Annotated in this window: 25 protein-coding genes; 13 read left to right on the top strand and 12 right to left on the bottom strand. The window is 62.9% G+C overall.

The window, feature by feature from the left end:
- Positions 1-5: 5 nt before the first annotated feature.
- Together FZZ93_RS02880 and FZZ93_RS02875 are read left to right on the top strand one after the other, a co-directional pair.
- Positions 6-224, top strand: a complete 219-nt coding sequence (locus FZZ93_RS02880) for a hypothetical protein (RefSeq protein ID WP_149320811.1) — start codon at positions 6-8, stop codon at positions 222-224.
- An 86-nt stretch (positions 225-310) separates the two neighbouring features.
- Positions 311-694 (top strand): hypothetical protein, encoded by a 384-nt coding sequence (locus FZZ93_RS02875; RefSeq protein WP_149320810.1) that lies wholly within the window; start codon positions 311-313, stop codon positions 692-694.
- A gap of 171 nt (positions 695-865) precedes the next feature.
- On the opposite strand, the gene FZZ93_RS02870 is transcribed toward FZZ93_RS02875, so the two are convergent.
- From FZZ93_RS02870 to FZZ93_RS02830, 9 genes are all read right to left on the bottom strand, one after another.
- Positions 866-2275, bottom strand: coding sequence for a sigma-54-dependent transcriptional regulator (locus FZZ93_RS02870; RefSeq protein ID WP_149320809.1), 1410 nt, complete (start codon positions 2273-2275; stop codon positions 866-868).
- Complete coding sequence (locus FZZ93_RS02865) at positions 2272-3714, bottom strand: sensor histidine kinase (protein ID WP_149320808.1); 1443 nt, start codon at positions 3712-3714, stop codon at positions 2272-2274. Before FZZ93_RS02865 ends, FZZ93_RS02870 begins: the two co-directional genes overlap by 4 nt.
- Positions 3715-3754: 40 nt before the next feature.
- A complete protein-coding gene (locus tag FZZ93_RS02860) occupies positions 3755-4912 on the bottom strand; it encodes a PQQ-dependent sugar dehydrogenase (protein WP_149320807.1) in 1158 nt (385 codons plus the stop codon).
- Positions 4913-5004: 92 nt separating this feature from the next.
- Positions 5005-5880, bottom strand: a complete 876-nt coding sequence (locus tag FZZ93_RS02855) for an AEC family transporter (RefSeq protein ID WP_149320806.1) — start codon at positions 5878-5880, stop codon at positions 5005-5007.
- A gap of 50 nt (positions 5881-5930) precedes the next feature.
- Entirely contained in the window at positions 5931-7985 is a 2055-nt protein-coding gene (locus FZZ93_RS02850) for an FUSC family protein (RefSeq protein ID WP_149320805.1), read from the bottom strand.
- Positions 7986-7991: 6 nt separating this feature from the next.
- On the bottom strand, positions 7992-8855 hold the full coding sequence (locus FZZ93_RS02845; RefSeq protein WP_149320846.1) for an efflux RND transporter periplasmic adaptor subunit: 864 nt from the start codon (positions 8853-8855) through the stop codon (positions 7992-7994).
- Positions 8856-8860: 5 nt separating this feature from the next.
- Positions 8861-9079 carry a DUF1656 domain-containing protein gene (locus FZZ93_RS02840; protein ID WP_149320804.1) on the bottom strand — a complete coding sequence of 73 codons (219 nt, stop codon included), beginning with the start codon at positions 9077-9079 and terminating at the stop codon, positions 8861-8863.
- A gap of 95 nt (positions 9080-9174) precedes the next feature.
- Entirely contained in the window at positions 9175-10095 is a 921-nt protein-coding gene (locus FZZ93_RS02835) for a LysR family transcriptional regulator (protein WP_149320803.1), read from the bottom strand.
- Positions 10096-10266: 171 nt separating this feature from the next.
- The gene (locus FZZ93_RS02830) at positions 10267-12309 is read right to left on the bottom strand and encodes a TonB-dependent receptor domain-containing protein (RefSeq protein ID WP_149320802.1); all 2043 of its coding nucleotides are present in this window, start codon (positions 12307-12309) and stop codon (positions 10267-10269) included.
- A 515-nt stretch (positions 12310-12824) separates the two neighbouring features.
- On the opposite strand from FZZ93_RS02830, the gene FZZ93_RS02825 reads away from it, so the two are divergent.
- The 5 genes from FZZ93_RS02825 (at position 12825) to FZZ93_RS02805 (ending at position 17631) form a co-directional block, all read left to right on the top strand.
- On the top strand, positions 12825-13709 hold the full coding sequence (locus FZZ93_RS02825; protein ID WP_149320801.1) for an ABC transporter substrate-binding protein: 885 nt from the start codon (positions 12825-12827) through the stop codon (positions 13707-13709).
- Positions 13710-13787: 78 nt separating this feature from the next.
- A complete protein-coding gene (locus FZZ93_RS02820; RefSeq protein ID WP_149320800.1) occupies positions 13788-14723 on the top strand; it encodes an ABC transporter substrate-binding protein in 936 nt (311 codons plus the stop codon).
- Positions 14720-15727 (top strand): FecCD family ABC transporter permease, encoded by a 1008-nt coding sequence (locus FZZ93_RS02815; protein WP_149320799.1) that lies wholly within the window; start codon positions 14720-14722, stop codon positions 15725-15727. Before FZZ93_RS02820 ends, FZZ93_RS02815 begins: the two co-directional genes overlap by 4 nt.
- A 7-nt stretch (positions 15728-15734) precedes the next feature.
- Positions 15735-16832, top strand: a complete 1098-nt coding sequence (locus tag FZZ93_RS02810; RefSeq protein WP_149320798.1) for a FecCD family ABC transporter permease — start codon at positions 15735-15737, stop codon at positions 16830-16832.
- 1 nt (position 16833) lies between these two features.
- Positions 16834-17631 (top strand): ABC transporter ATP-binding protein, encoded by a 798-nt coding sequence (locus FZZ93_RS02805; RefSeq protein WP_149320797.1) that lies wholly within the window; start codon positions 16834-16836, stop codon positions 17629-17631.
- A 239-nt stretch (positions 17632-17870) separates the two neighbouring features.
- Here FZZ93_RS02805 and FZZ93_RS02800 read toward each other — a convergent pair whose 3' ends face one another.
- The gene (locus FZZ93_RS02800; protein ID WP_149320796.1) at positions 17871-18776 is read right to left on the bottom strand and encodes an alpha/beta fold hydrolase; all 906 of its coding nucleotides are present in this window, start codon (positions 18774-18776) and stop codon (positions 17871-17873) included.
- 127 nt (positions 18777-18903) lie between these two features.
- On the opposite strand from FZZ93_RS02800, the gene FZZ93_RS02795 reads away from it, so the two are divergent.
- Complete coding sequence (locus FZZ93_RS02795) at positions 18904-19509, top strand: CGNR zinc finger domain-containing protein (protein WP_149320795.1); 606 nt, start codon at positions 18904-18906, stop codon at positions 19507-19509.
- A gap of 175 nt (positions 19510-19684) precedes the next feature.
- On the opposite strand, the gene FZZ93_RS02790 is transcribed toward FZZ93_RS02795, so the two are convergent.
- Positions 19685-20077, bottom strand: a complete 393-nt coding sequence (locus FZZ93_RS02790; RefSeq protein ID WP_149320794.1) for a RidA family protein — start codon at positions 20075-20077, stop codon at positions 19685-19687.
- Between the two features lie 156 nt (positions 20078-20233).
- On the opposite strand from FZZ93_RS02790, the gene FZZ93_RS02785 reads away from it, so the two are divergent.
- The gene (locus FZZ93_RS02785) at positions 20234-21166 is read left to right on the top strand and encodes a LysR family transcriptional regulator (protein WP_149320793.1); all 933 of its coding nucleotides are present in this window, start codon (positions 20234-20236) and stop codon (positions 21164-21166) included.
- Between the two features lie 166 nt (positions 21167-21332).
- Here FZZ93_RS02785 and FZZ93_RS02780 read toward each other — a convergent pair whose 3' ends face one another.
- A complete protein-coding gene (locus FZZ93_RS02780; protein ID WP_149320792.1) occupies positions 21333-21893 on the bottom strand; it encodes a PRC-barrel domain-containing protein in 561 nt (186 codons plus the stop codon).
- Between the two features lie 185 nt (positions 21894-22078).
- On the opposite strand from FZZ93_RS02780, the gene FZZ93_RS02775 reads away from it, so the two are divergent.
- Genes FZZ93_RS02775 through FZZ93_RS02760 form a run of 4 tightly spaced genes read left to right on the top strand, consistent with a single transcriptional unit; the run spans position 22079 to position 26207 of the window.
- Positions 22079-23059, top strand: coding sequence for a metal ABC transporter solute-binding protein, Zn/Mn family (locus FZZ93_RS02775; RefSeq protein ID WP_149320791.1), 981 nt, complete (start codon positions 22079-22081; stop codon positions 23057-23059).
- Between the two features lie 54 nt (positions 23060-23113).
- Positions 23114-23899, top strand: a complete 786-nt coding sequence (locus FZZ93_RS02770) for a metal ABC transporter ATP-binding protein (protein WP_149320790.1) — start codon at positions 23114-23116, stop codon at positions 23897-23899.
- Positions 23900-23901: 2 nt separating this feature from the next.
- Positions 23902-25047 carry a metal ABC transporter permease gene (locus tag FZZ93_RS02765; protein ID WP_149320789.1) on the top strand — a complete coding sequence of 382 codons (1146 nt, stop codon included), beginning with the start codon at positions 23902-23904 and terminating at the stop codon, positions 25045-25047.
- Complete coding sequence (locus FZZ93_RS02760) at positions 25047-26207, top strand: metal ABC transporter permease (RefSeq protein WP_149320788.1); 1161 nt, start codon at positions 25047-25049, stop codon at positions 26205-26207. Before FZZ93_RS02765 ends, FZZ93_RS02760 begins: the two co-directional genes overlap by 1 nt.
- Positions 26208-26211 lie beyond the last annotated feature (4 nt).

Genomic DNA, 26211 nt, shown 5'->3' with positions numbered 1-26211 from the left:
ACTGAATGACATTCAACTTCCATGAACAGCAAAACAGCAGGCGAGCGCGCCGCTTGACGGCACTGTGCGCCATGCTGGCATTGACTCTCGGCACCTTGACGATGACCGGGTGCAACGATGGCGGACAGGCACCAGCGGAAGAAGCGTCATCCATGGAGCAGGAGTCCGGTTCCGTCGGTAGCCAGGACCAGATGAGCAATGACCAGGAGCAGAGCGGCTTCTGAACACGCCACTTTCCCCACGCACGGTCGCGAAGACCGGATGTGACACAACGTCAAGCATACGTTTTGGTCTATTAAGGAGACATGACATGTTGGATCAGAATCTCATTAAGAAGCTCGGTATTCTCGGCATTTCGTTCGGTCTGGTCGCCAGCCCCTTCGTGGTCGCCGATGGATACGAGGAACCGGCCGACCAGACGACTCAGAATAGTTCGTCGACCGAGCCCGGTGGCTCAACGGCGGCAGGTACGGACCCGGCGGCATCCGGAAGTGATGCCGGAATGTCCGGTACGGCTCAGCAAGAGGATCCCTACGCCACGGGTAACGACTCGGCGGGCGCTGGCTATGACGAGAGCGCCGGCAATGGCAATGGTGCAGCGACCAACGGACAGTATGAGCATGAGGGTGAAGCTGCAGGAGATACCTGGGAGGAAGAAGGCCAAGGTGAAACAGAAGAAGGTGGTGGCTGGTAAGGCCAGCGGGGTCACCAACCTTGGCCGGTGATCCCGGTCAGGATCTTCCAAGGTGGTTACGCTATCGGAGTTGTCGATACCCGAAAGCGTGTGAAAGGCTCCCGCGAAATCGCGGGAGCCTTTCCAGTTTGAGCCTTTCCAATTTCAGGGCATCTCTATGGCAGGGTATCGCTATTGCGGGTCGCCGCTTTTTTCCTCGAGTCGACGATAAAGCGTGCGTCGGGCGATGCCCAGCAGGTCGGCAGTGCGTCGCTTGTTGCCCCCCGTGGCATCGAGCACTTTGTGGATATAACGCTTCTCCACTTCCTCGAGGCTTGGCCAGTCGCCCTGGGAGGTATCGGCTGCCGCGTTGCCGGTACTGGTCGTTCCTGAAGGGGAGGCCGCCGTGTGTCTGCGCATGCGTTCGGGGAGGTCGTCATGGCGTAGCAGGCCTTCCTCGGCCAGGGTGACAGCCCGGATAATGGCATTTTCCAGTTCCCGTACATTACCCGGATAGTCGTAATCGAGAAGGGTCTGAAGCGCCAAGGGCTCGATTCGTGCAATCGGTTTTTGCTGCTGTTCGGCGTGTTTGTCGAGCAGGGACATGACCAGTCTTTCGACATCGCCGGGACGTTCGCGTAGTGGCGGGATGCGCAACGAGAACGTTTCCAGTCGATAGAACAGGTCATTGCGAAATCCGCCTGCCAGGATTTCATGCTCGAGATCGCGGTGAGTGGCGGCGATGATGCGCACATCGACGCTTTCCTCTCGTTCAGCGCCAACTGGGCGAATCTTTTTTTCCTGCAGCGCGCGCAGTAGCTTGGCCTGCAGGGGCATTGGCATTTCACCGATCTCATCGAGAAAAAGGCTGCCGTTCCGGGCACTTTGAAAGAGCCCCTGACGGGCCTCGTGCGCGCCAGTGAAGGCGCCTTTGACATGTCCGAAGCACTCGCTCTCCATCAGTTCGGCAGGAATGCTGGCACAGTTCACCGCGACGAAAGGGCCGTCGTGACGTGCGCTTTCGGCGTGCAGGGCACGGGCCATGAGTTCCTTGCCGGTGCCACTTTCGCCGAGGATCAGCAGGGGGGCATCGCTGTCGGCCAGGCGGACGGCATTGCGAAACAGCAAGCGCATGGGCTCGCTATCCCCGGTCAGGCCGTGGAAGCTATCCGCGGGCGTGGCCTGTTGCATGCGATTGGCCAGGCGCTGATGTTCCAGTACCCGAAAGACAGCGGCGCGCAGGTTTTCCAGGTCGAGGGGTTTGGTCAGAAAGTCATCGGCACCGAGTTTCAAGGCCTCCACGGCCTGATCGATGGTACCAAAGGCCGTGATCACGATGAATCCGACGGGGTTGTCGTCGTTTCTCACCTGTTCGAGCAGCGACATGCCATCCATGCCGGGCAGGCGCACGTCACTGATGATCAATGCGACCTCGCTATGACTGAGGTGAGCCAGGGCCCGTTCGGCGCTGTCGATGCCCAGAGTCGGATAGCCAGCGTCCTGCAGCTCTTCGCACAATAGCTCCAGAATGGCGGGGTCATCCTCGACGACCAGGATGGGCGGTGTATCGTCGATCCGTCCTTTGGCATCGTGTGGCGTCATGCCGTGGTGTCCTCACGCGGTAGAGTGATTTCGAAACCGGCGCCACCGAGCGGGCTGTCATAGGCCCCGATGGTGCCACCGTGATCGTTGACGATACGGTGCACCATGGAGAGGCCCAGCCCGCTGCCCTGGCCAACCGGTTTGGTCGTGAAGAAGGGATCGAAGACCCGGGCCTTGTCCGCTTCGGTGATGCCGCCACCGTCATCCTCGAGCCAGAGCGAGAGTTCGCTGTCATTGGCGCGGGCGCTCAGGCAGACCCGGGATACGCCATCGCTCTGGACGGCATTACGCAGCAGGTTGGTGAACACCTGGACCAATTGCTGTCCATTGGCCAGCAGGGTGGGTGTCGGTGACGGCAGATGGATGTCCAGGTGAACGTCATGGCGTGTGAGTTCTTCCTCTACTAGTGTCCTGGCGGCTTCGATTGTCTCATCCAGCGCCACGCTTTCTTTCTCGACGTTGTGGCGACGCCCGAGGTCCATCAACTGCCGAACGATGACCACGATACGCGAGACTTCGCCACGAATGCGCTCGATATGATCGTACTCTTTAGTGCCGAGGCTCTTGCGGCGGGAAAGGCGCTGGGCTTGCCCCTCGATCACCGTGAGGGGCGTGCCGATCTCGTGGGCGACCCCCGCGGCCAGCACGCCCAGCTCGGCGAGTTTTCGTGACTTGCGCAGGCGCTTTTCCAGCTCGATCTCCTTGCGGCGTCGCGACTCGATGTCGTCGTCTTTCTCGGCCATGGCGTCGAGCATATCGTTGAGGGCCAGCCCGAGGCGCCGATACTCCTCTGAGCCGTGAATCGCGACTCGCTGGCGTCGATCCCCGGCGGCGACACGCTCCATTACTGTCAGCACCCTTTCCAGTGGCCGCTCGATATGATGGCGAAATCCCCACCAGATACTCAGAATGATGCCTCCCACGCCGACCGCGAAAACCCCCAGGGCCACCAGGCCGATGAAGTCGGCGTAGTTCTCGATACCGGTATTGAGGCGATTGACCTGCAACACGCCGACGATCTCGCCGGAAGGTGTGGTCAACGGCCTGAGAGCCGAGAAGTAATTCCAGTCGCCGTCGTTACGGTAGGCGGTCTGCAGTTGTCCGTTTTCGGCGACCTCACGGATGTCGTCGACGGAAAATAGATCCTCGCCAAGCCCGAGGCCATAGAGTGGTTGGCCCTGGGTATCGAAGACATGGGCACCGTAAATGCGGTGGAAGGAAAAGGCGGACTGCAAGGCATCTTCCAGGGCGCTGGGTTCGGCGCGATCGATGGCATAACCGAGCGAGGCGCCGGTTGCCTGGGTGATGATCTGGACTTCGGTTTCCAGCTTGGAGCGGAGGTTGTCCTCGAGGGAGTGGATCGTCACCAGGCTGAAGACCGTCAGGATGGCGCACAACGGCACGATGACGGTGATGAGTATCAGGTTGCGTAGGCGCATCGAGTGTCCGGGGCGATACCGTGGCAAAGGGAAAGTGAAGCTAGTCGCTGCGCGTCAGGCGGTATAGGCCGGCATCGGAAGCGTCGTTGAGCAGCAGGAGTGAGCCGTCCCGAGCTTGACGGATATCGCGGATCCGGCCGATCTCGCCGTCGAGAACCACCTCGCGGGCCGTCACGTTGTCGCCTTCCAGCGCGAGCCGGACCAGCTTCTCGCTGGCGAGTCCGCCGGCCAGCAGGTTACCTCGCCAGCCGGGGAAGGCTTCGCCGGTGACATCGGTCAGCCCGGAAGGCGCGAAGCGTCCCGCAAAGACATGCACAGGGTCACGCATGCCCGGCGCGCTGTCTTCGCCGAGGGGCATGTTGGTGGCGTAGTCGCGGCCCTGAGTGACCTGTGGCCAGCCATAGTTGTCGCCGGCAACGATTCGGTTGAGCTCATCGCCGGTGCGAGGCCCATGTTCCGTCGACCAGGGCGTACCATCCTCGGTGACGACCAGGCCCTGGGGATTGCGATTTCCCAGGCTGAAAATTTCGTCATTGATGTCGGGATCGTCGACAAAGGGGTTGTCGCCGGGGGCTTTGCCTTCGTCGGTCAGGCGCAGCAGGCTGCCGGCATGATCGCTGCCGTCCTGGGCACGTTCGGGATCGACGCCGCGATCACCGATGCTCATCAGCAGGGTGCCGTCGTCGAGCCAGGCCAGCCGCGAGCCGTAATGACGCCCCGGCGCAGAGAAGCGATCCTGGGTGAAGAGGTGTTCGACCTCCTCGAGATGCTCATCCACCAGCCTGGCGCGCGAGAGGCTGGTGGCGGTGCCGTCATCACCGGCTCGGCTCCAGGTGAAATAGACCCAGTCGTGTTCGCCGTCGCCATGCTCGTCGCTTCCAAACCGGGGATGCAACGCGACATCGAGCAGGCCGCCCTGGCCGCGGGTCGAGACCTCCGGGACGCCCGTCACCCGGGTCTTTTCGCCCTCCGGGGTCACCAGTTGCAGCCGGCCAGGCCGCTCGCTGATCAGGTAGCGACCATCGGGCATCTCGGTCACGGCCCAAGGATGTTCCAGACCCGTAGCCAAACGTTCCAGACGCAGTTCGTGGTGTGCGGTCGTCAGCCGCTCGATACGGGGATCGTCGGCCTGGGCCGGGCCGAAAAACAATGTTGTCGTACCCAGCAGCATGGTGGGCAGCAAAGGCGTGTGGCGCATCCGATCCTCATTGGCATGAAGGCCTTGGTGTGAAGGCTGGCTCGCCATAGAGACTGTCGATAAGGTGCCGTGTTCCCTTCCTGGTCGAGTGCCTACATCAATATCGCCAGTAATATGGGGAGATAGATCAGCGACAGCAGGGTCGAGCAGAACACCAGGCTGGCGACGTATTCCGGTTCGCGCCGGGAGCGCTGGGCGAACAGGTAGTTGAATACCGCGACCGGCATGCTCATCTGCAGGATCAGGATGCCATGCGCCATGGGCGGCAGCGCCAGCAGGCTGCCGATTCCCCAGGCGGCCAGGGCGGCCAGCGGGATGCGCAGCAGGCTGAAGCCGATGCCTGAGCGCAGGCTGCGGACCTGGATGCTGGCCAGTGAGACGCCCAGGGTGATCAGCATCAGGGGAACGGTGAAGCCGGAGATCAGGTCGACGCTGTTGGCCAGCCAGAGCGGCAGTTCAGTGTCGGTGAGCAGCAGCGTCAGGGCGATGAGGATGGCGTAGACCGTCGGTGTCTTGGCCAGCGATTTCAGTGGGTTGCCGCGGCTGGCGAGTACCGTGCCCAGGGTGAACTGGAACAGCGATACGGTCACCATCACGGTGATGCCGAAGGCGAAACCCGCCTCGCCGAAGGCGTAGAGCACCACCGGCAGCCCCATATTACCGGTGTTGGGATACATCGACGGCGCCAGCATGACGCGCCAATCCTTGCGCAGCAGGCGCGCCAGGATGAAGGACACGCCGGCCATGAGGGTGATCACCAGTGCGGCGGCCAGCATGGTGCGACCGAAGCTGCTGGCATCGATGTCGGCGCCGGAGAGCGAGGCGATCACCAGGGCCGGCGTGCCGATGTTGAAGACCAGGCGAGTCACGAAGGCAACGGGATAGTCGTGACCGAGGCGAATCCAGGTAAAGCCGAGGCCGGCACCGGCCAGAACGGGCGCCATCACGGCGAAGAGTTCGGCGAACATGGTTCATCCTCCATGCGGGGGGAGTGTCGGGTGAGAGTGGATGATGCCAATCAGGCCGGGCCGGCCTGTGCCGCGCTGCTGGGCATTCGGGACGTGCGGGCGCGCTCGGCCTGGCGCTGCAACGACAGATCCAGTCGCTCCACCAGGCCGGCGAGCAGGGTGCGGCGTCGCTCACTGATCGATGGCTGGTCGTGCAGTGCCTCGATCAGGGCGTCGCCCGTGCGGCGGACCTCGTCGGAGGCGTGCCCCCGGGCGCTGGCGGCATAGGCCCGGGCCAACGCCGCGAAGAAATCCCGCTGCGCGTGGCGCAGGGTCGTGCCGGGCAGGTCGTCGAGCCGGCGACGTAGCTGCAAGCAGGCGTAGCCAATGTCCAGGCCGGTCAGCCCCAGGGTGAACAGGTGCCGCTGATCCTCGGGCAGCATGTCGTCGTGTTTGGCCAGATGCAGCAGTCGGTCAGCCATGCCGCCGATGAAGCGGGTTTCTGCCTCGTGAATGGGGCGGTTCGGCAAGTATCGGAGGTCGCGGACGATAGCGCCGACCAGACGCTTCTTGCGCAGGGTAGGGCCGAAGCCGGGAATCAGCCGGAAGCCCGTCACCACCGTGGCCAGCCCGATCATCACGGCGATGGCCCGGTTGATGAAGCTATCGAAGGTGAAATCCATGCCGTTGCCGGGCATGGTCAACAGGATGTTACCGATAGTGAAGGCCAGGCAGTAGCCCATCAGGCGTGGGTTGGCGGCGCCCAGCAGTCCCAGGAACAGGGGAGGAAGAAAAATCATCGCCAGCATCGGGAAACCGCTGGCCTGGGAGAGCAGCACATGGCCGAACAGGAAGGCGCTGGGGATGGCGGCCAGCATGCCCTTGGCGAACATCATGCAGATCATGACGGGGTTGTCGCGGCTGGCGAAGAAGGCCGAGAACAGCGTGCCCAGCAGCATGGCCACCTGACCGTTGTTCCAGGCGGTGGCCATCCAGAAGCTGGCGAGCGTGGCGAAGATGAGGCCGGCACGCACCGCGTTCAGCCCCGCGGCCAGGTGATCGCGGTGCCAGGCCAGGGCCACGCCGCGCAAGCGCTTGCGCCCGGGCTGGGAAATGGCGTCGCGGGCGTCGAGCATCACCAGAGCGTGGCCGAGTGCCTCGCGTAGCCCGATGATGACCCGCAACTGTAGCGGCGAGGCATTCTCGTCGGGGCATTCCAGGATGCGATGGCGCAGGTCGTGCAGGCGGCGGTGCGCCTGGCCGACGCCGCTGGCTTCCGCAGACAGGCGAAATCCCTCGGCGATCTCGTCAGCCAGTTCGTGGATGGCGGGGTCAAGCCGGTCACCGTAGTGGTGCAGGAGTTGCTGCAGGGCGTGCAGGGTCGCCATCAGGCGTAGCGTATGGCGTGTCAGCACGTGGCTGGCGCGGATGCGCCCGGCGCCTTCAGGCCCCTCGTAGCGGGCGGCCTGACTGTCGATCTCGAGCTGAGTGAGCGGCTCCAGGCTGCCGGTGAGGGTGGTTTGCAGTTCACTGAGGTCGGAGGAATTCGTCAGCCGGTGCGCGGCGTGCTGGAAGGCCTGGTTGACGACCGCGTCGGCCTGCTGACCGAGGTGATCGCGGACCTTGATTGGCCACAGCAGCGAGCTGACCAGGGTGGCGCAGATGGCGCCCAGGGCCAGCTCGGAGAGCCTCGCGACGGCGATGCCGAAGATGCCGCTGGGCTGGGAGGCTCCGATGACCACGATCAGCATGGCCGTGACGGCGCCCATGATGCAGCCATAGGAGGCATTGTTGCGCAGCAGGGAGCTGCCGTAGGTGCACAGCATGATCCACAGTGTCAGGACCACCAGGGCGGGAACCGGGGCCTGGACGAACAGCGCCATGATGGCAATGCCGGCGGCGCAGCCGATCACTGTACCGACGATCTGGCTCAATCCCTTTTCGACCACCATGCCGCTCATCGGCCGAATCTGCAGGAAGGCCGCCGAGATCAACGCCCAGTAGGGGCGTTCCAGATCGCACCATAGTGCCATGTACAGCGCCAGCAGCATGGCCAGGGTCGCCTTTACGGCGAACTGGACGGCCTGCTTGTTGGGGGTCAGGTAGGCCTGCAGCCAGGGCGACATGCGCCGTTACTCCGCGTTCTCGATGATGCGTACGGTGGCCGTCATGCCGGCACTCAGGGTGACATCCTCGGGGATCTCGTCGAACTCGATGCGCACCGGGATGCGCTGGGCGAGCCGGACCCAACTGAAGGTGGGTTGTACCTGGGGCAGTAACTGGTTGTTGGTCGAGGTGTTGCTGTCGGCGATACCGCGCCCGATGCTGGCGACATGCCCCTCCAGTTCGATATCGCCGCTCATCAGGACGACACGTGCCGGATCGCCGATCCGGATATGTGGCGTCTTGGTCTCCTCGAAATAACCGGTGACGTAGAAGGAATCGGCCTTGACCAGCGCCATCACCGGGGTGCCGGTATTGACGTAATTGCCTTCGGCCAGTTGCAGATTGAGGACATGGCCGTCGGCGGGGGCCTGGACAGTGGTACGTTCCAGGTCGATCTGTGCGCTGTTCAGGGCGCTTTGCGCCTGTCCCAGTTGGGCGGAAGCGACACGACTGTTGATCTGCGCCGTCTCCTGGCTCTCGGCGCTGATCGCCTGACGGCTCAGATGGCTGCGGCGCGAGGCCTCGTGCTGGCTCAGCTCCAGCTCGGCCTGACGTTGCTGGACCACGGCCTTGGCCTTCTCCAGAGCAGCCTGGTAGCGGGTATCGTCGATATGGAACAAAAGATCGCCTTTGGCGACCTGCTGATTGTCGGTGATCGGCAGGGCGACGACCTGTCCCGAAACATCCGGGGCGATGGTGATGACATCGGCGCGAACCCGGCCATCGCGGGTCCAGGGTGTGTAGAGGTAGTAATGCCAGAGCCACAGGCCGGCGGCGATGGCCAGGGCCACGATGGTCAGGGTGACGAGACTGCGGAGAAAAGTGCGCATCATGTTCAGAGAATCCCCACGGATGCGGAGGCCAGATAGGCAATGGCGGCGGTACAGACGACGAACAGGGAAGTATCGAACCAGGCCTCGAACCAGGGTCGCATCGAGCCGACCAGACGGTGCAGGACAGTACGAATCAGCAGCGCCGAGGCAAATCCGAGCAGAGCGTATAGCAGCAAGGGGGACAGATAGATCCCGCCGAAGGCGATTTCACGAAGGCCCATGGCCGCCCCTGTATCAGTCGTTAGCGAAGGACTTCATGGTAGCAATTTCCGACGGCGCGGGCACGGCAGCCGTCGAGGAAGGCCGCGAGGCCCCGTCACAAGGCATGTTGTCGGGCACCATGCTGCCATTCGGCAGGACAAGCGCCGCGCAGGAATTCGAGCAACGCCGATATCTTGCGTGGCTGGTGACCATGAGCATAGAGCAGGTTGACTGGCGTGGAAGGAACTTGCCAGTCAGGCAGGCAGCGCTCGAGCTGACCGGGGTGGGCCGCGTTACGCCGCTCGGCCATCCAGTTGGGCAGCACGCCGAGGCCTTGCCCGCGTGCGATGGCATCGGACTGCAGCACCAGGCGATTGACCCGCAGGCGCGATCCGGGCGGGCGTATATCGACCTGGCCGTGATGAGGATGACGTAATACCAGGCCATGTTTAGCCTCGCCTAGCAGGTCGATCCAGTTATGGCGTTCCAGTTCATGGGGATGTGTCGGGTGACCTTGCCTGGCCAGATACTCGGGACTCGCATATAGCCCGCATGACAACAGCGCCAGTGTCTCCTGGCGCAGGCCGACCTCGCCGGTTTCGCCGAACCAGACCACGACCGACTGCGGCTCCAGGCGCTCGGGCAGGTTCTCGCGGATCATCAGGCTGACATGCACGCCGGGATAGCGCTGCATGAAGGTTTCGATGGCCAGGGCAATCCAGGAACGTCCGAGGGCATCGTGCACCTCGAGGGTCAGCTCGCCGCTGATCTCTTCGCGCAACTCTTCCAGTGCCTTGTGTCCCTGATCCGTCAGGTCGAGGATGCGTAGGCAATAGTCATGGAAGACACGGCCGGCTTCGGTGGGGAGCAAACGGTTGGATTGGCGGCGCATCAGCGGCTGGCCGAGGCGCGACTCGAGCTGCTGGAGGCGGCGACTCAGGGTCGATTTCGCCACGCCCAACCGGCGAGCGCTGAGCGTCAGACTGCCGCTGTCCATGACGTCGGCGAAGGCGACCAGTTCATCGGCATCGTGCATGGCGGCGGGCCCCGACATCGGAAATTAGCAGGCTATTGTGCCAGATCATTATGCAGATGAAAATCATTGTTGTTTGTGCCATGAAAAAGCCCCGGCAAAGCCGGGGCGCAAGGGGATCGAAACGCATCGCGTCGGGAAGCGCCGCCGAGTGACCCCGGCGGGCGTGCGCCATCAGAAGTCCATGGTCAGTCCCAGGTTGAACTGACGGCCGTCCAGTACTGCCTCGTAGGTGCCGTTAGTGATTTCCTTGTCGGCGATGTTGTAGATGCCGGCCTTGACGCGGGCATTGTCGTTGAGGGCATAGACCAGGCCGGCGTCGAAGAAGCCGTAGCCTGGCGTGCCGTCGCTCATGCTGTTGCGGCTCAGGTAGTCGCTGGTCTCGCCGCGATAGTTGCCCTGCACCCAGAGGTCGAGGCGCTCGTTGGCCGCCCAGTCCAGCGCGACATTGACCATGTGCTTGGGAGTCTTGTTCAGCGGCTCGCCCTCGAACTCGCCGCTCTTCTGCTCGGAGTCGGTATAGGTGTAGCTGGAGCTCAGCCCCAGGCGCGGCGTGATATCGTAGTCGAGCGTCAGCTCCACGCCCTGCATCTCGGCTTCGGCGATATTGCGATAGGTGCTCACGAAGTAGTAGTCGGTACCAGCGTAGTTGCACTCTCGATAGGAGGGATCGGAGAAGCCTTCGCTGGGGCCCTGGCAGAGCCGCTCTTCGGAGATCTTGTCATCGAACTGGGTGTGGAAGAGCATCGCGCTGGCGGTGAAATCGTTCTGCGCGTTGTCGAACACAAAGCCCAGCTCGTAGTTGGTGCTGCTCTCCGGATCCAGGCTCTCGTTGCCGATGATCACGGCGCTGCCGCGACCGGTCGGACGTCCGAACCCTTCGGTGGCGGCCGCCAGGCCGGGCTGCTTGTAGCCGGTGGAAACGCCGCCCTTGAGGGTCCACTGCGGATCGAGATGATAGTTGGCATAGATGCGCGGCGAGAAATGGCCACCGAAATTTTCGTCGTCGTCGTAACGCAGGCCGGTGGTCACGTTGAGGTCGTCGGTGACGCTCCATTCCATCTCGACGAACAGCGCGCCGATCCAGCGGTCGACATTGCTCACGGCTCCTGGCACGTCGGCGTCCAGCAGGCCGTTGGTCTCGTCGGTGAAGTCCTCCACCTTGTACTGACCGCCGAAGGTCAGCATGTGGTTGCCCCAGAAGTAAGTGTTCTGGTTGTTGAAAGTGGTGACTTCCTCGCGCTTCTCGTCTGCTGTGTCCAGTATGCGTTCGGAGGCGTCGTGGCGCAGATAGGTGTCGGTCAGCAGGGCGCCGTAACTGCCCTTGTGGCCAATCGTGTAGACGTCCTTGTCATAGCGGCTGGTGTTCGAGGTATTGGGATTCCCGCGGGCATCGAGCAATCCGATGCTCTTGCCCGGCGTGTGGGTGTATTCCTTGGTCGACGAGGTGTAGCCCAGGGTGTACTCGTTCTGGTCATCGGGAGTCAGGGTGAATTCCGCGCCGCCCTGGCGGGTATCGCTATCGGGGGTGCTCTCGGCGTTGTCGCTCCCGCCGATGAAGTCGCTTTCTTCGGTGCCGATCCAGCTGCCGTGCACCCTGACGCCCAGTAGTCCCTCGATCAGCGGACCGCCGGTGACGAAGCTGACCTGCTGGCCATCGTTGTTGATGTCGTTGAGGGAGTGGGTGTACTCGGTGGTCACCGAGCCCGACCACTCATCCGTGGTCTTCTTGGTGATGATGTTGATGACACCGCCCATGGCGCTGGAGCCGTACAGCGAGGACATGGGGCCGCGAATCACCTCGACGCGGTCGATCATGGCGATCGGTGGCAGGCCGATCTGCTTGCCGCCGTCGCTGCCATTGGTATTGACCGAACGGCCATCGGAGATCGGGCGTCCGTCGACCAGGTAGAGCGTGTAGCTGCTGTCCATGCCGCGGATGCTGATGTCCTTGGAGCCGCCTCCACCGGTGACATAGACGCCAGGAATATTGTCCATTGCGTCGGTGATGTCGGAGTAGGACTGCTTGTTCAACTCCTCGCCGCTGATCACCGAGATGCTGGCCGGCGCGTCGGAAAGCACCTGCTCATAGCCCGCCGCTGTGACCACCACCGGTTCCAGTTCGGTGGTGTCATCGGCCAGTGCCGTGGCACTGGCGGTGGCGATGCCGAGGGCCAGCGCCGTGCGGGCGAAGGGATGGGAGGGTGAATCTTGCATGTTCCTGGCTCCTTGCTCTGGGGAAACACTGCCTAAATGCTTGGGCGAGAAAATGGCGGTGCCATAGTCGCCGTCCCTGGCGGCCATTCTGCAGGCCCGTTCTGTCGACGGTTCACATTTGCTTCTGGCGAAGTCGGGCGCGGCTCTGGGAAACGCGGATCCAACCGACTGTCATGCTCGGCTTTCTTTTGACATCTGCCTTGCGCTTCAGCGGCGACACGCGACTCTTTATCAGCATTTCCCCAGGATATGGTGGGGTATCGATCCCGTTGCGTTGTTCTGATGGCTGCCTGACTGGGCGTGCTTCATCGGCTAAAAACGATAAAGATTCGCATTTGCCTTGGGAAGTGCTATTACTGGAATGCATCGTTGCGTGATTGGCAACGTCATGGTTGAGCGATCGTTCAATCAAGGTTGCAGGTCTTGCAACTCAGCGTTGCGGCCTCCGAGGCGGTCGGCATGATAATGTTCGGATCTTCATAGGATTGATTCGCATTATTTTCCAGGAGGTTTCGATGAGAGGATTCGGATGGACGCTGCCCGTGGCCGCGCTGCTGGTATCGGCTTTGCCCCTGGGTGCCCAGGCCGAATCGTCGTCGTCGGAGGATGGCCCCAGCGTGGTCAGTTTCGACTGGGGGGCCGTGGATACCCTGGAAGCACTGGGGCTCGAGTCGCATATCGTCGGCGTGCCGCATCAGGCTGCGCCGGACTATGTCTCGCACCTTCTTGAGGGGCGCACCGATGTCGGAGGGCTCAAGTCTCCGGATCTCGACGCCATCGCAGAACTGTCGCCAGGGATGATTCTGATTACCGGTCGCCAGTCGGCGTCGCAGGAAGACCTGCAAGCCGTGGCCGAGACGCGTGACGTTACCCTCGGCGAGGGGGATTACTTCGATGCGCTGAGTGACAAGGTGATGGGGCTGGCCGCGTTGTATGGCGCCGAAGCTCAGGCACAGGAGCGGCTCGAGACGCTGCACGCCGATATCGAATCGGCACGTGCGAGCCTGGCGGAAGATGCTGAGGCGGTGGTGGTAACGCACAACGATGGCCATTATTCGCTGCGCCAGGAGCCGGTGGTCAGCGAACTGTTGCAGGTCTCGCAACCGGCGCTGCCGGACTCGGTCGAGCCGGTGAGCCATGGCGCCCGCACTTTCTACCCGCTGACGCCGGCGGCCATCGCCGAGATGTCTCCGGATGTGCTGTTCGTTGTCGATCGCAGCGCAGCCATCGGCGATACCCCGCTGGACCCGTCGACGCTGAAAGAGGCACTTGGCAGCGCGGGAGGCGAGGCGATCCGCGTCGAGGTGCTGTCCCCGACACTCTGGTATCTCTCCGGTGACGGCCTGCAGAGCGTGCGGGCTCAGATGGACGAGATCACCCAAGCGCTGTCGACGCCGTAGCACGCTACCCTTCGAGACCCATCAACACTGGGCACCACGCTGCCGTGGCGGTTGGGCCCAGTGAGCCGAGGAGACATCATGTCACTTTCCCCGCTCAAGACATCGCCCCTGTTGGGCGCCTGCCTGATGGCGGCGCTCGCCATTGCCGCCGGCCCCGCCCAGGCCAGAACCCTCGACACTGCCTATGGTGAGGTGGAAATCGACGGTCAGCCGTCGCGTGTCGTCACGCTTTACGAAGGGGCGCTGGATACCGCCCTGGCTGCCGGCGTCACGCCGCTGGCCGCCGTGGCCACGCGAGGCGGCGAGAGCGTGGCCGATTATCTGAGCGAGCAGGTGCCGGATATCGCCATGGTGGGCACCAGTCGGGAGTTCAATCTCGAGGCGATCGCCACTCAGAACCCGGACTTGATTCTCGCCGCACCGACCCTGAGCGATGAGCAGTACGCGCTGATCTCACAGCTAGCGCCCACCGTGGTGCCTGAAAGCGCAGGGTTCTCGCCGGATGGCTGGAAAAGCGAGGCACGCCTGTATGGCGAAGCGCTCGGCCATGCCGAGGAGGTGGATGCTGCCATTGAGGCCGTGGAAAACCGCGCCGACGCTCTCGCCGAACGCCTGGGCACCGAGGGTACGTCAGTGGCGCTGGTGCGCTGGATGCCGCAAGGGCCGCTGGTGATGTCGACTGAGCTTTTCTCCACGGGGATGCTCGCAGCCACTGGCTTTGATGTCACCGACGCCGGGCTGGTCAAGCAAGGACGGCCTCACAGCGATCCGCTGAGCCTGGAAAACCTGGGCAAGGTCGATGAGGAGCTGCTGTTCATGGCCACGCTCAACGAAGACGGTCGCGAGGCACTGGCTGCCGCGCGTCAGTCGCCAGCCTTTTCCCAACTCGAGGTGGCTAAGCGCGATCGCGTTATCCCGGTGGACGGTCAGCTCTGGACCAGCGCTTCCGGGCCCTTGGCCGCCCAGGCCGTTCTCGACGACATCGAGGCGGCCCAGCTGTCCGACGAGCAATGATCGCGAGTGCCGCTCATCGGCGTCTGGCCGGCCAGGGGATGACCCTGGCCGGCTTGCTGTTGCTGGCCTGCCTGGCCAGCCTGCTATGGGGCGCGGGTGATGTGGGGGCGGAACGCGCCCTGGCGGTCCTGATGGGGCATGGAGACGACGAGGCGCGTTTCGTGGTCGGCACCCTGCGCGGCTCGCGGACCCTGGTCGGCCTGGCTGTGGGCATGGCGTTGGGCGTTGCCGGTGCCTTGCTGCAGGCGGTGTCGCGCAATCCGCTGGCCGAGCCCGGCTTGCTTGGCGTCAGCGCCGGCAGCGCCTTCGCAGTGGCCATCGCCCTGCTGCTGGGAACTTCGGCGGCCACGCTGAGGGTCGGTGTGGCCCAGCTCGGTGCTCTGCTCGGTTGCCTCTGCGTGTTGGGTGTGGCGCGCTTTCGTGGCCTCGGGCACGATCCGGTGCGCCTGGTCCTGGCCGGTGCGGCCTTCTCGGGGCTGCTGGCGGCGCTGACCACCTTGTTGTTGCTGTTCGATCAACGTGCCGCCGACGAAATACGCTTCTGGGTGGTCGGCAGCCTGTCCGGCCGACAATTGGCGGATCTGTTGGCAATTCTGCCGAGCTTCGCGGTGGCTGCTGCGATCACCCTGCTCATCGCGCGGCCACTGGCCGCGCTGGCCTTGGGCGAGCGGCTCGCCGCCGGGCTCGGCCATCATCCCGGCCGGGTTCGCCTGTTGGCGATCCTGGTGGTTGCGCTGCTGGTGGGTGGTGCGACGGCCATTGCCGGCCCCATTGCCTTCGTCGGCCTGGTGGTGCCCTTCGCCGCGCGGGCCCTGGCAGGGCCGGACATTCGCCGCAGCCTCTGGTTGTGCCTGTTGCTGGGGCCGCTGATGGTGCTCGTCGCCGATGTCATCTCGCGGCGGGTGGTGGCGCCTTCGGAGCTGCCGCTCGGCGTGCTGACTGCGCTGTGCGGTGCGCCGGTGCTGGTCGCCGTGGTAAGGCGCCGCCGCCTGCCGATGTTATAGGAAACGCATGACTCTGCTTGTTCAATCGTCGCCCCGACTGGACCGGGTCGAAACCGAGGATGCCGTCGCATCGCCTCGGGGAACCCGACGGCTGGCCTGGGGCGGTTTCAGTGTATTGCTGGATCGTCGCAGCCTGGCTGCCAACCTGCTGCTGCTGGTCCTGGTGCTGGCGGCATCGCTGGCCTATCTGTGTTTCGGCGAGCGTACGTTGTCGCCCGCCGAGGTGCTCGCGGCCCTGCATGGTACGGGGGATGGTTTGTCGACCTTTCTCGTCTCCGCATTGCGTCTGCCGCGTCTCGGGGCGGCGCTTGCCACTGGCGCGGCCTTTGCCCTGGCGGGGTGCTTGATGCAGACGCTGGCCGCCAATCGCCTGGCCACGCCGGGCATCATCGGTATCGACAACGGTGCCACGGCGTTCGCCGTGGCCTCGGTGGTGGGGCTCGGCTTCGGCCTGGCGCCACCGGCCATGGCGCTGGCCGGTGCTGCCACCGCCACGACGCTGACCTTCGGCCTGGTGCTTGGGGGCGGCACGCGGGGCTATCGCTTCATCGTTGCCGGCATCGGCGTCGGGGCGGTGTTCGGTGCCATCACTAACCTGCTGCTGGCGCGGGTCGCCATCGATGTGGCCAATGCCGCCTATCCCTGGACGGTGGGCTCGCTCAGCGCTCGACCCGAGGGCGCGGTGTGGGCGTTGACCATCGGGCTGGCGTTGGGGCTGCCGGCGGCACTGGCCCTGGGCCGTTCCCTGAGCCTGATGGGCTTTTCCGTATCCGTGGCCCGCAGCCTGGGAAGCCGCCTGGGGCGACGTCGCGCCCAGGTCCTGATCACCTCGGTCGCGCTGACCGCCCTGGCCGTGGCCGTGGCCGGCCCGGTGGGAATGGTCGGTCTGCTCGGCCCGGAGCTGGCCCGGCACCTGGCCTCGCGGCGTAGCGTGCCGGTGCTGGCATCGGCCCTGGCCGGTGCCCTGATCATGGTACTGGCCGACCTGGTCGGGCGCTTGATGCTGTCGCCGCTCGAGATTCCAGTGGGTATCGTCACCGCCGTGGTCGGTGGGCCCTGGCTGCTGTGGATCCTGATTCGTCCTCGTTCACAAGGAGTCGCCTGAGATGAATGCCGTGGCTTGTTCGCTGGAGGCTCGCAAACTGACGCTCGCCCACGACCGCACGCCGGTCGTCGTCGATCTGGATCTCTGCCTGCCCACAGGCAAGGTGACCGCCATCGTCGGCCCCAATGGGTGCGGCAAGTCGACCCTGCTCGCGGGGCTGGCGCGCCTGCACGCGCCGCAGGGTGGCCATGTGCTGCTCGATAGCAGCGAAATCGTCCGACTACCGGCCCGGGAGCTGGCTCGGCGGTTGGCGTTGCTGCCCCAGGAAGCCCGGGCGCCGGAAGGGCTGACCGTTGCCGAGTTGATCGGCTTCGGTCGCCAGCCGCATCAGAGCTGGTTGCGGCAATGGTCGGCCGAGGATCGTCGGGTGGTGGACGAGGCGCTGGCAGCGGCGGACCTGCACTCCCTGGCCGATCGCCCGCTGGATTCGCTTTCCGGCGGACAGCGCCAGCGCGCCTGGATCGCCATGATCATTGCCCAGCAGACGTCATTGCTGTTGCTTGACGAACCGACCTCGGCCCTCGACCTTGGGCATCAACTGGAAGTCTTCGAGCTGGTGCGGCAATTGGCCGACGAGGGGCGAACCCTGGCGATGGTGCTGCACGACCTGCCGATTGCCTGTCGCTATGCCGATTACCTGGTGGCGATGCGCGAGGGCAGAGTGGTGGCGGCGGGACCGCCCGGCGAGGTGGTCACGCGCGAGCTGGTTCGTGAACTCTACGGTGTGGATTGCACCCTGATGCATGATCCGCAGAGTGGAGCCCCGATATTGACGGGGTTGCGGCGGATTCGAGAATAGGCCACGAAGCATTGGTGGTTCCCGGCAGCTATCAAACAGTCGACAGGTGTGACAGGGAATAGGTGCTCAACCGAAGCGGCCATTCTCCTGAAGCTAGTCAGTTAAAAAATGGCCACCTCCTATCGATGAAGTGGCCATTTCATGTGATTCAGCAAGATATAAAATACTGTACTCCGAGCTGTTAACTCCACTTGGTGGACTGGCATTACTGGCCTTGGCCCGCTATCGAAAGAAGGGGGTTAAGGTCTGATGCTTCGGTCCAGAAATTCCAGCATTCTCGCGGCGATTTCCCTGCCGTGGGTTTCGATGGCGAAGTGCCCAGTGTCGAGGAAATGCACCTCGGCCTTTGGATTGTCGCGCTTGAACGCTTCGGCGCCGGGCGGTGTGAAGAATGGATCGTTTTTCCCCCAGATCGCCAGCGTGGGAGGGTGGTATCGGCGGAAGAACTCATGCACCTGCGTGTACTGCTTGATGTTCTGGCCGTAGTCGAGCAGCAGGTCCATCTGTACTTCGACGCCAATGCGCTCGATTGCCGCGTGGGCCAGCTGATAGCCTTCCGGAGGAATCAACGAAGTGTCATGGACGCCTTCGGTGTACTGCCACTTGAGCATTTCAAGCGTGTTGAACCGGCGCAGAGCCTCGCGGTTGGCGGTGGTCGGTTCGGCCCACGCTTTACGCATGTCTGCCCAGCCTGCACTCAAACCCTCTTCGTAGGCATTGCCGCTTTGGCTCACAATCGCGGTGACCTTCTGCGGATTTTTTACCGCCAGTCGCCAGCCGACCGGAGCACCGTAATCGAACACGTACATAGCGTAGCGATCTAGCCCCTTGGTCACGGTGAAGTCGTCAATCACCGATGCCAAGTTGTCGAACGTGTAGGTGAATTCAACGCCAGGCATGACGGTCGTCTGCCCGAATCCTGGGAGATCGGGGGCGATCACATGGTATTTCTGGGCCAGTTGCGGAATCAGGTTGCGGAACATGTATGACGAGGCGGCGAAACCGTGCAGTAGCAGCACCGTTGGCGCGTCTGACGATCCCGCCTCGCGGTAGAAAATGTTGGCACCCTGGATGTCCACTGTCCCGTAGTGGATCTGTACAGGGCTCTCAGCAGCGTTGGCGGCAAGGGTAGTGGCTGTGTTCATGACTTTCCTTGGCGTTAAGGACTCGTGTAGAATTTTGGTAACCACTTTAATCAAAGAAAAGCGGTTACTTGATTGAGTGTGAGCGGCCCAGGGTAACCTGTCAATATTATTTTTAGAGGTTATTGAGATGACGGATGCAGGAACACGGCGCGACGGCAGCTCGGCCGAGGCGCCGATGCTGGGCGACCATCTCGCAATGGACTTGCTGAACACGCAGGCGCGCAGCAACGACGAGGACATCGAATACTGGAACAACGGCGACGATGTGCTCAGATGGCTGGAGCGGTGTGGTGTCGTTTCGACATCAGGAGACAAGGCGATAGCCCCTACCGAGCTACTGACGCAGGCGGTAGCGCTGAGGACGGCGGCACGTCGGCTCATCGTTCAGTGCAAGCAGGGAGAGATAGGCGATGTGAGTGCTCTGAACGACTACCTGCACGCCTACCTCAGCGCCCCGCATCTGGAACATGACAGTGGAGGCAACTTGATGTTGACCCGCACCGCGTGTGGCGAGGAGGTCGCATCCTTGCTCGGTCCGGTCGCCGAGGCAGTGGCGCAGCTATTGGTTGAAGGCAATTTCGCCTTCATCAAGCAGTGCGAGCACCCTGACTGCATCCTATGGTTCTATGATCGCACCAAGGCGCACAAGCGCCGCTGGTGCAGCATGGCGTTGTGTGGAAATCGCTACAAGGCAGCCCAGTTCAGGAAAAGACGTAGCGGTAAAACGACTTGAGTAATACCGCAATATCAACGCTTCGCCCCCAGCAGGCGATATATTGAGTAATGTGCTCGTTCAATCAGCCGAGCGTTATTGGGGCTACGAGCATAGCCGTGTGACGATTCGGCTGGCTCGAGATGGCTCGTTGCCATATCGAGCCGGCCTAATGGTGGCCAGATCACCCAGTAGCTTATTCCGGTAGCTTTGCTATTACCTTGATTTCAAAATCGAAACCATAGAGCCAGGTGACACCGACGGCAGTCAGCGTCGGGTGCGGCGCGTTCCCCCAAAACTCGGGTACCACCTTCCAGATCGTCTCGAATTTCGATTCGGGATCGACTATGAATACAGTGGTATCAATTACATCGTCGAATGTGCACTCTGCCGTTGCCAGGATCTCCACTAGATTACTGAAGGCGAGCCTGACTTGTGCCTCCAGGTCCGGCTCAGGGGAACCATCATCTCGGCTACCCACCTGGCCTGAAACGAAGAGAAATCCATTGGATCGAATTGCCGGTGAATACCGGTTCCGCTCATAGAGCTCTTGGCGTCCGGCCGGGAAAACTACGTCACGCTTGGTCATGTCATGTCTCCATCAACGGGTCGAAGCGACCTGTATGAACGATGGTGATACTTTAGGAACCGGTGGAGGGCGAATAAACGAGCAAGTTTAGTCAGGACTGTTTGTAGAACACGAACAATCGCCAAAAGCCCCCATGGAGAGTTAACCAGAGAAGCTATGGACCGTTTTGATGCAATGCAGGCGTTTGTGCGGGTGGTTGAAACCGGCAGTTTCACCAAGGCCGCCGAAACCCTTCACATGAGAAAGACAAGCGTGACGCAACATGTTCAGCACCTGGAGGCACGGTTGCGTGTCAGGCTGCTGAATCGCACTACACGCAAGGTTAATGTGACCGCCGACGGTGCCGCCTATTATGAGCGTGTACTACGGCTGCTTGCTGACCTGGACGATGCCGAGACGAGCTTGTCCAGCGCCTCGGCCTTGCCCAGAGGCCGGCTGAGAGTTGATGTCCCTAGCCCGCTGGCTCGCATGCTTATTGTACCGGTTCTACCTGACTTCCATGCCCGATACCCGGAAATTCAGCTGGACATGGGGGCCAGCGATCGCATGGTGGACCTGATCGATGAGAAGGTGGATTGTGTCGTGCGTGGTGGCGAACTCACCGATCAATCACTGGTAGCACGACGTATCGGCGACTTGCAGCTAGGGGTCTATGCAGCGCCAAGCTACATAGAACGTTCCGGTTTGCCCTTGCATCCTCAAGAGCTGGAAAATACGCACCACCGTATCGTGGGTTTTCTGGGCTCCCGCATCGGTAAGACCTTCGCCATGCACCGACATGAAGAGAGTATCAAGGTCCAAGGCCGTCATGTTTTATCGATAGACGATGGCAACGGTTATCTTGCAGCGGGTCTGGCCGGTTTGGGGATCCTGTGGTTACCGGACTACATGGCCAAGGACCATCTTGTCTCCGGTGAGTTAGTCCCCCTTTTCGAAGATTGGCGGCTCGACCCTATGCCGTTGTTCCTGGCGTTTCCGCCAAATCGGCATGTAAGCACCAAGTTGCGCGTATTCATCGAGTGGATCGCAGAGCTCATGGAACAGCATGCGCCGAAGCGAAGACATCCTGGAATGCTCAAGAGCCAGTGACCAGGAATACTTGACCGCTACATCGCTACTCGTAGCTCCTGCTCTTTCGACAATTCTTCCCGGCCTGGTCAGGGTGTTGTGTGGGCCTTGCAACCACTTGTCAGGTGGTGCCCGTTACAGGCACCACCTTGTTCAAGTATTCCACCAGTGATAGTGACCAGGCGGCTTACTGAGTGGCGTCGTCGGCGGCCTGCTGGGTCTTCTCGCCGGCGGATTTCAGGGCGTCGCCGGCCTTGTCGAGGGCGTCGCTGGTGGCCGAGCGGGTGGTTTCCCAGGCGCTGGCGGCGCCTTCCTTGGTGTCGCTCCATGCCTGCTGGAGATTGTCCTTGGCCTGGTTCCACCAGGTATCGGTGTATTCGGGCTGCTCGCCGAGGGCCTGGGCATCGAGGTCGAGGTGGACGCTGTACTCGATGTTTTCGAGGCTGTCGCCGTTGCGGGTTTCGACGGTAAAGTGCTCGGCGTCGACCACGTACTGCTTGTCGCCCAGGTCGAGCAGGTCGCCGGCATCGATGACCAGGGAGTGGACGCGCATGTCATTGTCGAGCAGCACGTCTTCCACCTCGCCGATGGCCTCGGTGCTGTCGGACTTGGCGTAGACATCGGCATCGAGCAGTTCGTTGGCGGAATACAGGCCTTCGGGGGCAGCGATCGCGCTGGCCGACAGCAGCAGGCTGGCACCGAACAGGACGGGGCGAATGGCGGTGTTGAGTGGGGTGCGTGAAGTCATTAGGGTCTCTCCATGATCCTTGGCGCCGAACAATCGACGGCCGATGGGTGTGGCATTGTCGCGGGAAGTTCCGCCCAGGCGACCTCCTTAAGATTATATATCGCACCGATTGATGCAACGGCTTTTACTCGGGGGCATGGCCAATGCTATACCTGCGTGCTCGCGCTCATGCATGGGAGAACAGGATGGCAATTCGGCTGATGACGGCAGGACTTTCGATGGTGACGGCATTGGTTGCCGCGCCGGCCATGGCGCAGCAATCGGCGCCGGTACAGGCGGTGGCCACTACCGGCATGGTGGGGGATGTGGTCGCCGAGGTCGGCGGTGAGTGCGCCGAGGTCACGACCTTGATGGGGCCGGGCGTCGATCCTCATCTCTACCAGGCCAGTGCCCGTGACGTTTCCACCTTCCAGCAGGCCGAGATGATCTTCTATTCCGGCTATTCCCTGGAAGGTCAGCTTGGTGATGTGCTGGAGCGTTTCTCCGAGATCAAGCCGACGGTGGCGGTGGCGCCGTCATCCATCGACACGGGCAGCCTGATCACCGTCCAGGATGTCTATGGCATCGACCCTCACCTGTGGATGGATGTCGCCCTGTGGTCGCAGATCGTGCCGACCGTCGCCGAGTCGTTGAGCGAGGCCCGACCCGATTGCCAATCGCGGATTCAGGACAATGCGTCGCGCTACACCGAGCAGCTCGAGGCCCTGCATCAGTGGGTGAAGGAGAGCATCGCGTCGATTCCCGAACAGCAGCGCATCCTGGTCACCGCACATGATGCCTTCAACTATTTCGGGCGTGCCTACGGCATCGAGGTGGCCGGTATCCAGGGCATCAGTACCGAGACCGAAACCGGTGTGGCGGATATCCGCGAGATGGCGCAGGTGGTCGTGGATCGCGACGTGCCGGCGGTGTTCGTCGAGAGCACCATCAACCCCCGTACCGTACAGGCTGTCATTGAAGCCGCGCGCGAGAAGGGGCAGGAGGTATCTGTCGGCGGCCAACTCTATTCGGATGCCATGGGCGAAGCTGGTACCGCCGATGGCACCTACATCGGCATGCTGTATCGTAATACCCAGCACATCGTCGAGGCGCTCGGCGGCGAGACGCTGGCGCTGCCCGAGGCCCTCGACGAATGGGCCGCGCGCTGGGACAACGTCTCCTCATGAGGCCTTCGGCGCTTCCCCGACCTTACCACTATTATACGAGAGTCCGCTTCGCCCATGACAACGCCGCTGCATGAACCGGATCTGGCCCTGCACGTCGAGGATCTGACCGTCAGTTACCATAGCAAGCCGGTGCTGTGGGACATCGACTTCGACGTGCCGCCCGGCGTGATGGCGGCCATCGTCGGCCCGAACGGTGCCGGCAAGAGCACCTTGATCAAGAGTGTGCTGGGCCTGGTACCTTCGGTGGCGGGCCATGTCACCCTGTTCGGTCGGCCCTACCGGTCGCGTCGCCGGCGGGTGGGCTATGTGCCACAACGCTCCAGTGTCGACTGGGATTTTCCGACCACCGCCCTGGACGTGGTCACCATGGGGCTCTATGGCCGGCTCGGCTGGCTCAAGCGACCGGGCCGGGGCGAGCGTCGGGAAGCCATGCAGGCACTGGAGATGGTCGGCATGCAGGACTTCGCCGATCGCCAGATCAGCCAGCTTTCGGGCGGGCAGCAGCAACGGGTCTTCCTGGCCCGGGCCCTGGTGCAGCAGGCCGATGTCTATTTCCTCGATGAACCCATGGCGGGGGTCGATGCCACCACCGAACGGGCCATCGTGGATATCCTTCGCCGCCTGCGCGATGACGGCAAGACGGTGATCGTCGTCCACCATGACCTGCAGACGGTACGCAGTTATTTCGATTGGTTGTTGATCCTCAATATCCGGGTCATCGCTCAGGGGCATGTGGAGGACGTCTATACGGCCGAGAATCTGCGCCGCGCCTACGGCGGGCAGATCGCCCTGCTCGACGAGGCGGCCTTCATGCCCGCCGACAAGACCGCGGAGACGTAACGATGTCGCCGCTCGAACTGTTGCATGACTACACGATTCGCAACGTGGCCATCGGTGCGGCGCTGCTGGGGCTGATCAGCGGCGTGCTGGGCAGTTTCGCCGTGCTGCGCAAGCAGAGCCTGCTCGGCGACACCATGTCCCATGCGGCCCTGCCCGGCGTGTGTATCGGCTTCATCATCGCCGGTGCCCGGGAGATGGGCATCATCCTGCTGGGGGCGCTGACCACCGGGGCGCTGGCCGCCCTGGTGATGCTGCTGCTGACGCGAAACAGCCGGCTCAAGACCGATGCCGGGCTGGGCATCACCCTGAGCACGTCCTTTGCCCTGGGGGTCGTGCTGCTGACCCACATTCAGAACATGAACAACGCCGCCCAGGGCGGCCTCGACGCCTTCCTGTTCGGCCAGGCCGCGGCGACGCTGCGCAGCGACCTGTGGATCATGGGCGGCATCACGCTGGTGGCCCTGGTGCTGGTGAGTGCATTGTGGAAGGAATTCAAGCTGGTGTCCTTCGATCCCGAGTTCGCCGCCTCGCTCGGCATGCCGGTGATGTGGCTCGAGGTGATACTGACGGTGATGATTGCCCTGGCCGTGGTGGTCGGCTTGCAGATGGTCGGTGTGGTGCTGATGGCGGCGATGATCATCGCCCCGGCGGTGGCGGCAAGGCAGTGGAGCCGGCGACTCGAGGGCATGGTGATGCTTGCCGCCGTGATCGGTGTGTCGGGCGGGGTGTTCGGCGCCGTGCTGAGCGCCTTGTCGCGCGGGCTGGCCACCGGCCCTTTGATCATTCTCAGCGTGTCGAGCGTGGTGATGGTGTCGTTGCTGCTGGCGCCGGGTCGCGGGTTCGTCTGGGAAGGCGTGCGACTGTGGCGCGGTCGACGTCGACTGCGCTACCAGCAGGTGCTGACCACGCTCTATCGCCTTGCCATGCATCACGCCGACCCGGTGTTCCGTTCCGAGCAGGGTATGCTGGATACCTACCATGGGCATCGCACCCGGACGGCGCTGCGTCAGTTGCAGAAGCGTGGCCTGGTCGAGTGGCGATCGGCGCCGCCGGACGAGCCCGGCGGGGCCAAGCACTGGGTGCTGACGACAACGGGCCATGAAGAAGCCAAACGCATCCTCGACTCCCTGGGTCGGGAGGAATTCTGATGCTGGCATCATTGTTCGACAACGCCCCCTTGATGATCATGCTGGTCGGCTCCCTGGTCGGCATCGCCTCTTCGCTGGTGGGCACCTTCCTGGTGCTGCGTGGCGTCAGCATGCTGTCCGATGCCATCGGCCACTCCATCGTCTTCGGCATCGTCGTCGTCTGGCTGCTGACCCACCAGCAGAGCGGGCCGGTGCAGATCGTCGGCGCGGCCCTGACGGGGCTGCTCACCGTCTTTCTCACCGAACTGCTGGTCAGCACGCGGCGGGTCAAGAAGGACGCTGCCATTGGCCTGGTGTTTCCGGTGCTGTTCTCGGCGGGGGTGTTGCTGCTCAACCTCTACGCGCGGGATGTGCATATCGACACCCACACGGTGCTGCTCGGCGAGATCGGCTTCGTATGGCTCGATACCCTGACGATCGGCGACTACCGGGTGCCTCAGTCGCTGGTATGGATGGGCGCCATGACGCTGATCAACGGCGCCTTCGTCACGCTCTTCTACAAGGAACTCAAGATCGCCACCTTCGACGAGGCCTTGGCCAAGGCGCTGGGGCTGGCTCCCGGGGTGCTGTTCTACCTGTTGCTGCTGTTGACCAGCGGCACTGCCGTGGCCGCCTTCGACGCGGTAGGGGCGGTGCTCTTCGTGGCCTTCGTCATCGTGCCGCCCTCGACGGCCTATCTACTCACGGACCGCCTGTGGATGATGTTTATCTATGGTGCCCTGGTCTCGATCGCCTCCAGTGTCTCGGGGTACTTCCTGGCCGTAGCCTGGAACGTTTCCATCGGCGGGATGATGGCGGTGATGACCGGCGTCTTCTTGCTGCTGGCCTTCCTGGTCGGGCCGCGCTACGGCATGATCGCCCAGGTGCTGAGGCGGCGTGGCCAGCGTCGGATCAACGAGATCCGCACCCTGGCAGTGCATCTCTACAATCATGAGGACGGCCCGGAGCAGTGGGTGGAGAATGTCACCCGGGCACTGAGTGAACACCTGCTGTGGGATGGCGCCAAGGCGAATCGGGTGGTCGAGCGCAGTTGTACCGAAGGCCTGATCGAACGTCGGGGCGAGACGCTCATGCTCACCGCCGCGGGCCGCGAGATGGCCAGGGAAATTCTCGAACCGACGCGCAACGGCACCGGATCGCTGACCACGACGGCCCCTTGAGCCG

The sequence above is a fragment of the Halomonas eurihalina genome (genome assembly GCF_008274785.1).
Classification (GTDB): Bacteria; Pseudomonadota; Gammaproteobacteria; order Pseudomonadales; family Halomonadaceae; genus Halomonas; species Halomonas eurihalina.
This window is presented reverse-complemented; position numbering and strand designations above follow the sequence as displayed.

Bases quoted from the DNA above. Each gene is read 5' to 3' on its own strand.
- FZZ93_RS02795 (WP_149320795.1), top strand. From the start codon at position 18,904: ATGACGGATGCAGGAACACGGCGCGACGGCAGCTCGGCCGAGGCGCCG.
- FZZ93_RS02865 (WP_149320808.1), bottom strand. From the start codon at position 3,714: ATGCGCCTACGCAACCTGATACTCATCACCGTCATCGTGCCGTTGTGC.
- FZZ93_RS02780 (WP_149320792.1), bottom strand. From the start codon at position 21,893: ATGACTTCACGCACCCCACTCAACACCGCCATTCGCCCCGTCCTGTTC.
- FZZ93_RS02765 (WP_149320789.1), top strand. From the start codon at position 23,902: ATGTCGCCGCTCGAACTGTTGCATGACTACACGATTCGCAACGTGGCC.
- FZZ93_RS02785 (WP_149320793.1), top strand. From the start codon at position 20,234: ATGGACCGTTTTGATGCAATGCAGGCGTTTGTGCGGGTGGTTGAAACC.
- FZZ93_RS02870 (WP_149320809.1), bottom strand. From the start codon at position 2,275: ATGACGCCACACGATGCCAAAGGACGGATCGACGATACACCGCCCATC.
- FZZ93_RS02860 (WP_149320807.1), bottom strand. From the start codon at position 4,912: ATGCGCCACACGCCTTTGCTGCCCACCATGCTGCTGGGTACGACAACA.
- FZZ93_RS02880 (WP_149320811.1), top strand. From the start codon at position 6: ATGACATTCAACTTCCATGAACAGCAAAACAGCAGGCGAGCGCGCCGC.
- FZZ93_RS02820 (WP_149320800.1), top strand. From the start codon at position 13,788: ATGTCACTTTCCCCGCTCAAGACATCGCCCCTGTTGGGCGCCTGCCTG.
- FZZ93_RS02810 (WP_149320798.1), top strand. From the start codon at position 15,735: ATGACTCTGCTTGTTCAATCGTCGCCCCGACTGGACCGGGTCGAAACC.
- FZZ93_RS02770 (WP_149320790.1), top strand. From the start codon at position 23,114: ATGACAACGCCGCTGCATGAACCGGATCTGGCCCTGCACGTCGAGGAT.
- FZZ93_RS02760 (WP_149320788.1), top strand. From the start codon at position 25,047: ATGCTGGCATCATTGTTCGACAACGCCCCCTTGATGATCATGCTGGTC.
- FZZ93_RS02840 (WP_149320804.1), bottom strand. From the start codon at position 9,079: ATGGGCCTTCGTGAAATCGCCTTCGGCGGGATCTATCTGTCCCCCTTG.
- FZZ93_RS02800 (WP_149320796.1), bottom strand. From the start codon at position 18,776: ATGAACACAGCCACTACCCTTGCCGCCAACGCTGCTGAGAGCCCTGTA.
- FZZ93_RS02850 (WP_149320805.1), bottom strand. From the start codon at position 7,985: ATGTCGCCCTGGCTGCAGGCCTACCTGACCCCCAACAAGCAGGCCGTC.
- FZZ93_RS02875 (WP_149320810.1), top strand. From the start codon at position 311: ATGTTGGATCAGAATCTCATTAAGAAGCTCGGTATTCTCGGCATTTCG.
- FZZ93_RS02855 (WP_149320806.1), bottom strand. From the start codon at position 5,880: ATGTTCGCCGAACTCTTCGCCGTGATGGCGCCCGTTCTGGCCGGTGCC.
- FZZ93_RS02815 (WP_149320799.1), top strand. From the start codon at position 14,720: ATGATCGCGAGTGCCGCTCATCGGCGTCTGGCCGGCCAGGGGATGACC.
- FZZ93_RS02825 (WP_149320801.1), top strand. From the start codon at position 12,825: ATGAGAGGATTCGGATGGACGCTGCCCGTGGCCGCGCTGCTGGTATCG.
- FZZ93_RS02775 (WP_149320791.1), top strand. From the start codon at position 22,079: ATGGCAATTCGGCTGATGACGGCAGGACTTTCGATGGTGACGGCATTG.
- FZZ93_RS02845 (WP_149320846.1), bottom strand. From the start codon at position 8,855: ATGCGCACTTTTCTCCGCAGTCTCGTCACCCTGACCATCGTGGCCCTG.
- FZZ93_RS02805 (WP_149320797.1), top strand. From the start codon at position 16,834: ATGAATGCCGTGGCTTGTTCGCTGGAGGCTCGCAAACTGACGCTCGCC.
- FZZ93_RS02790 (WP_149320794.1), bottom strand. From the start codon at position 20,077: ATGACCAAGCGTGACGTAGTTTTCCCGGCCGGACGCCAAGAGCTCTAT.
- FZZ93_RS02830 (WP_149320802.1), bottom strand. From the start codon at position 12,309: ATGCAAGATTCACCCTCCCATCCCTTCGCCCGCACGGCGCTGGCCCTC.
- FZZ93_RS02835 (WP_149320803.1), bottom strand. From the start codon at position 10,095: ATGCACGATGCCGATGAACTGGTCGCCTTCGCCGACGTCATGGACAGC.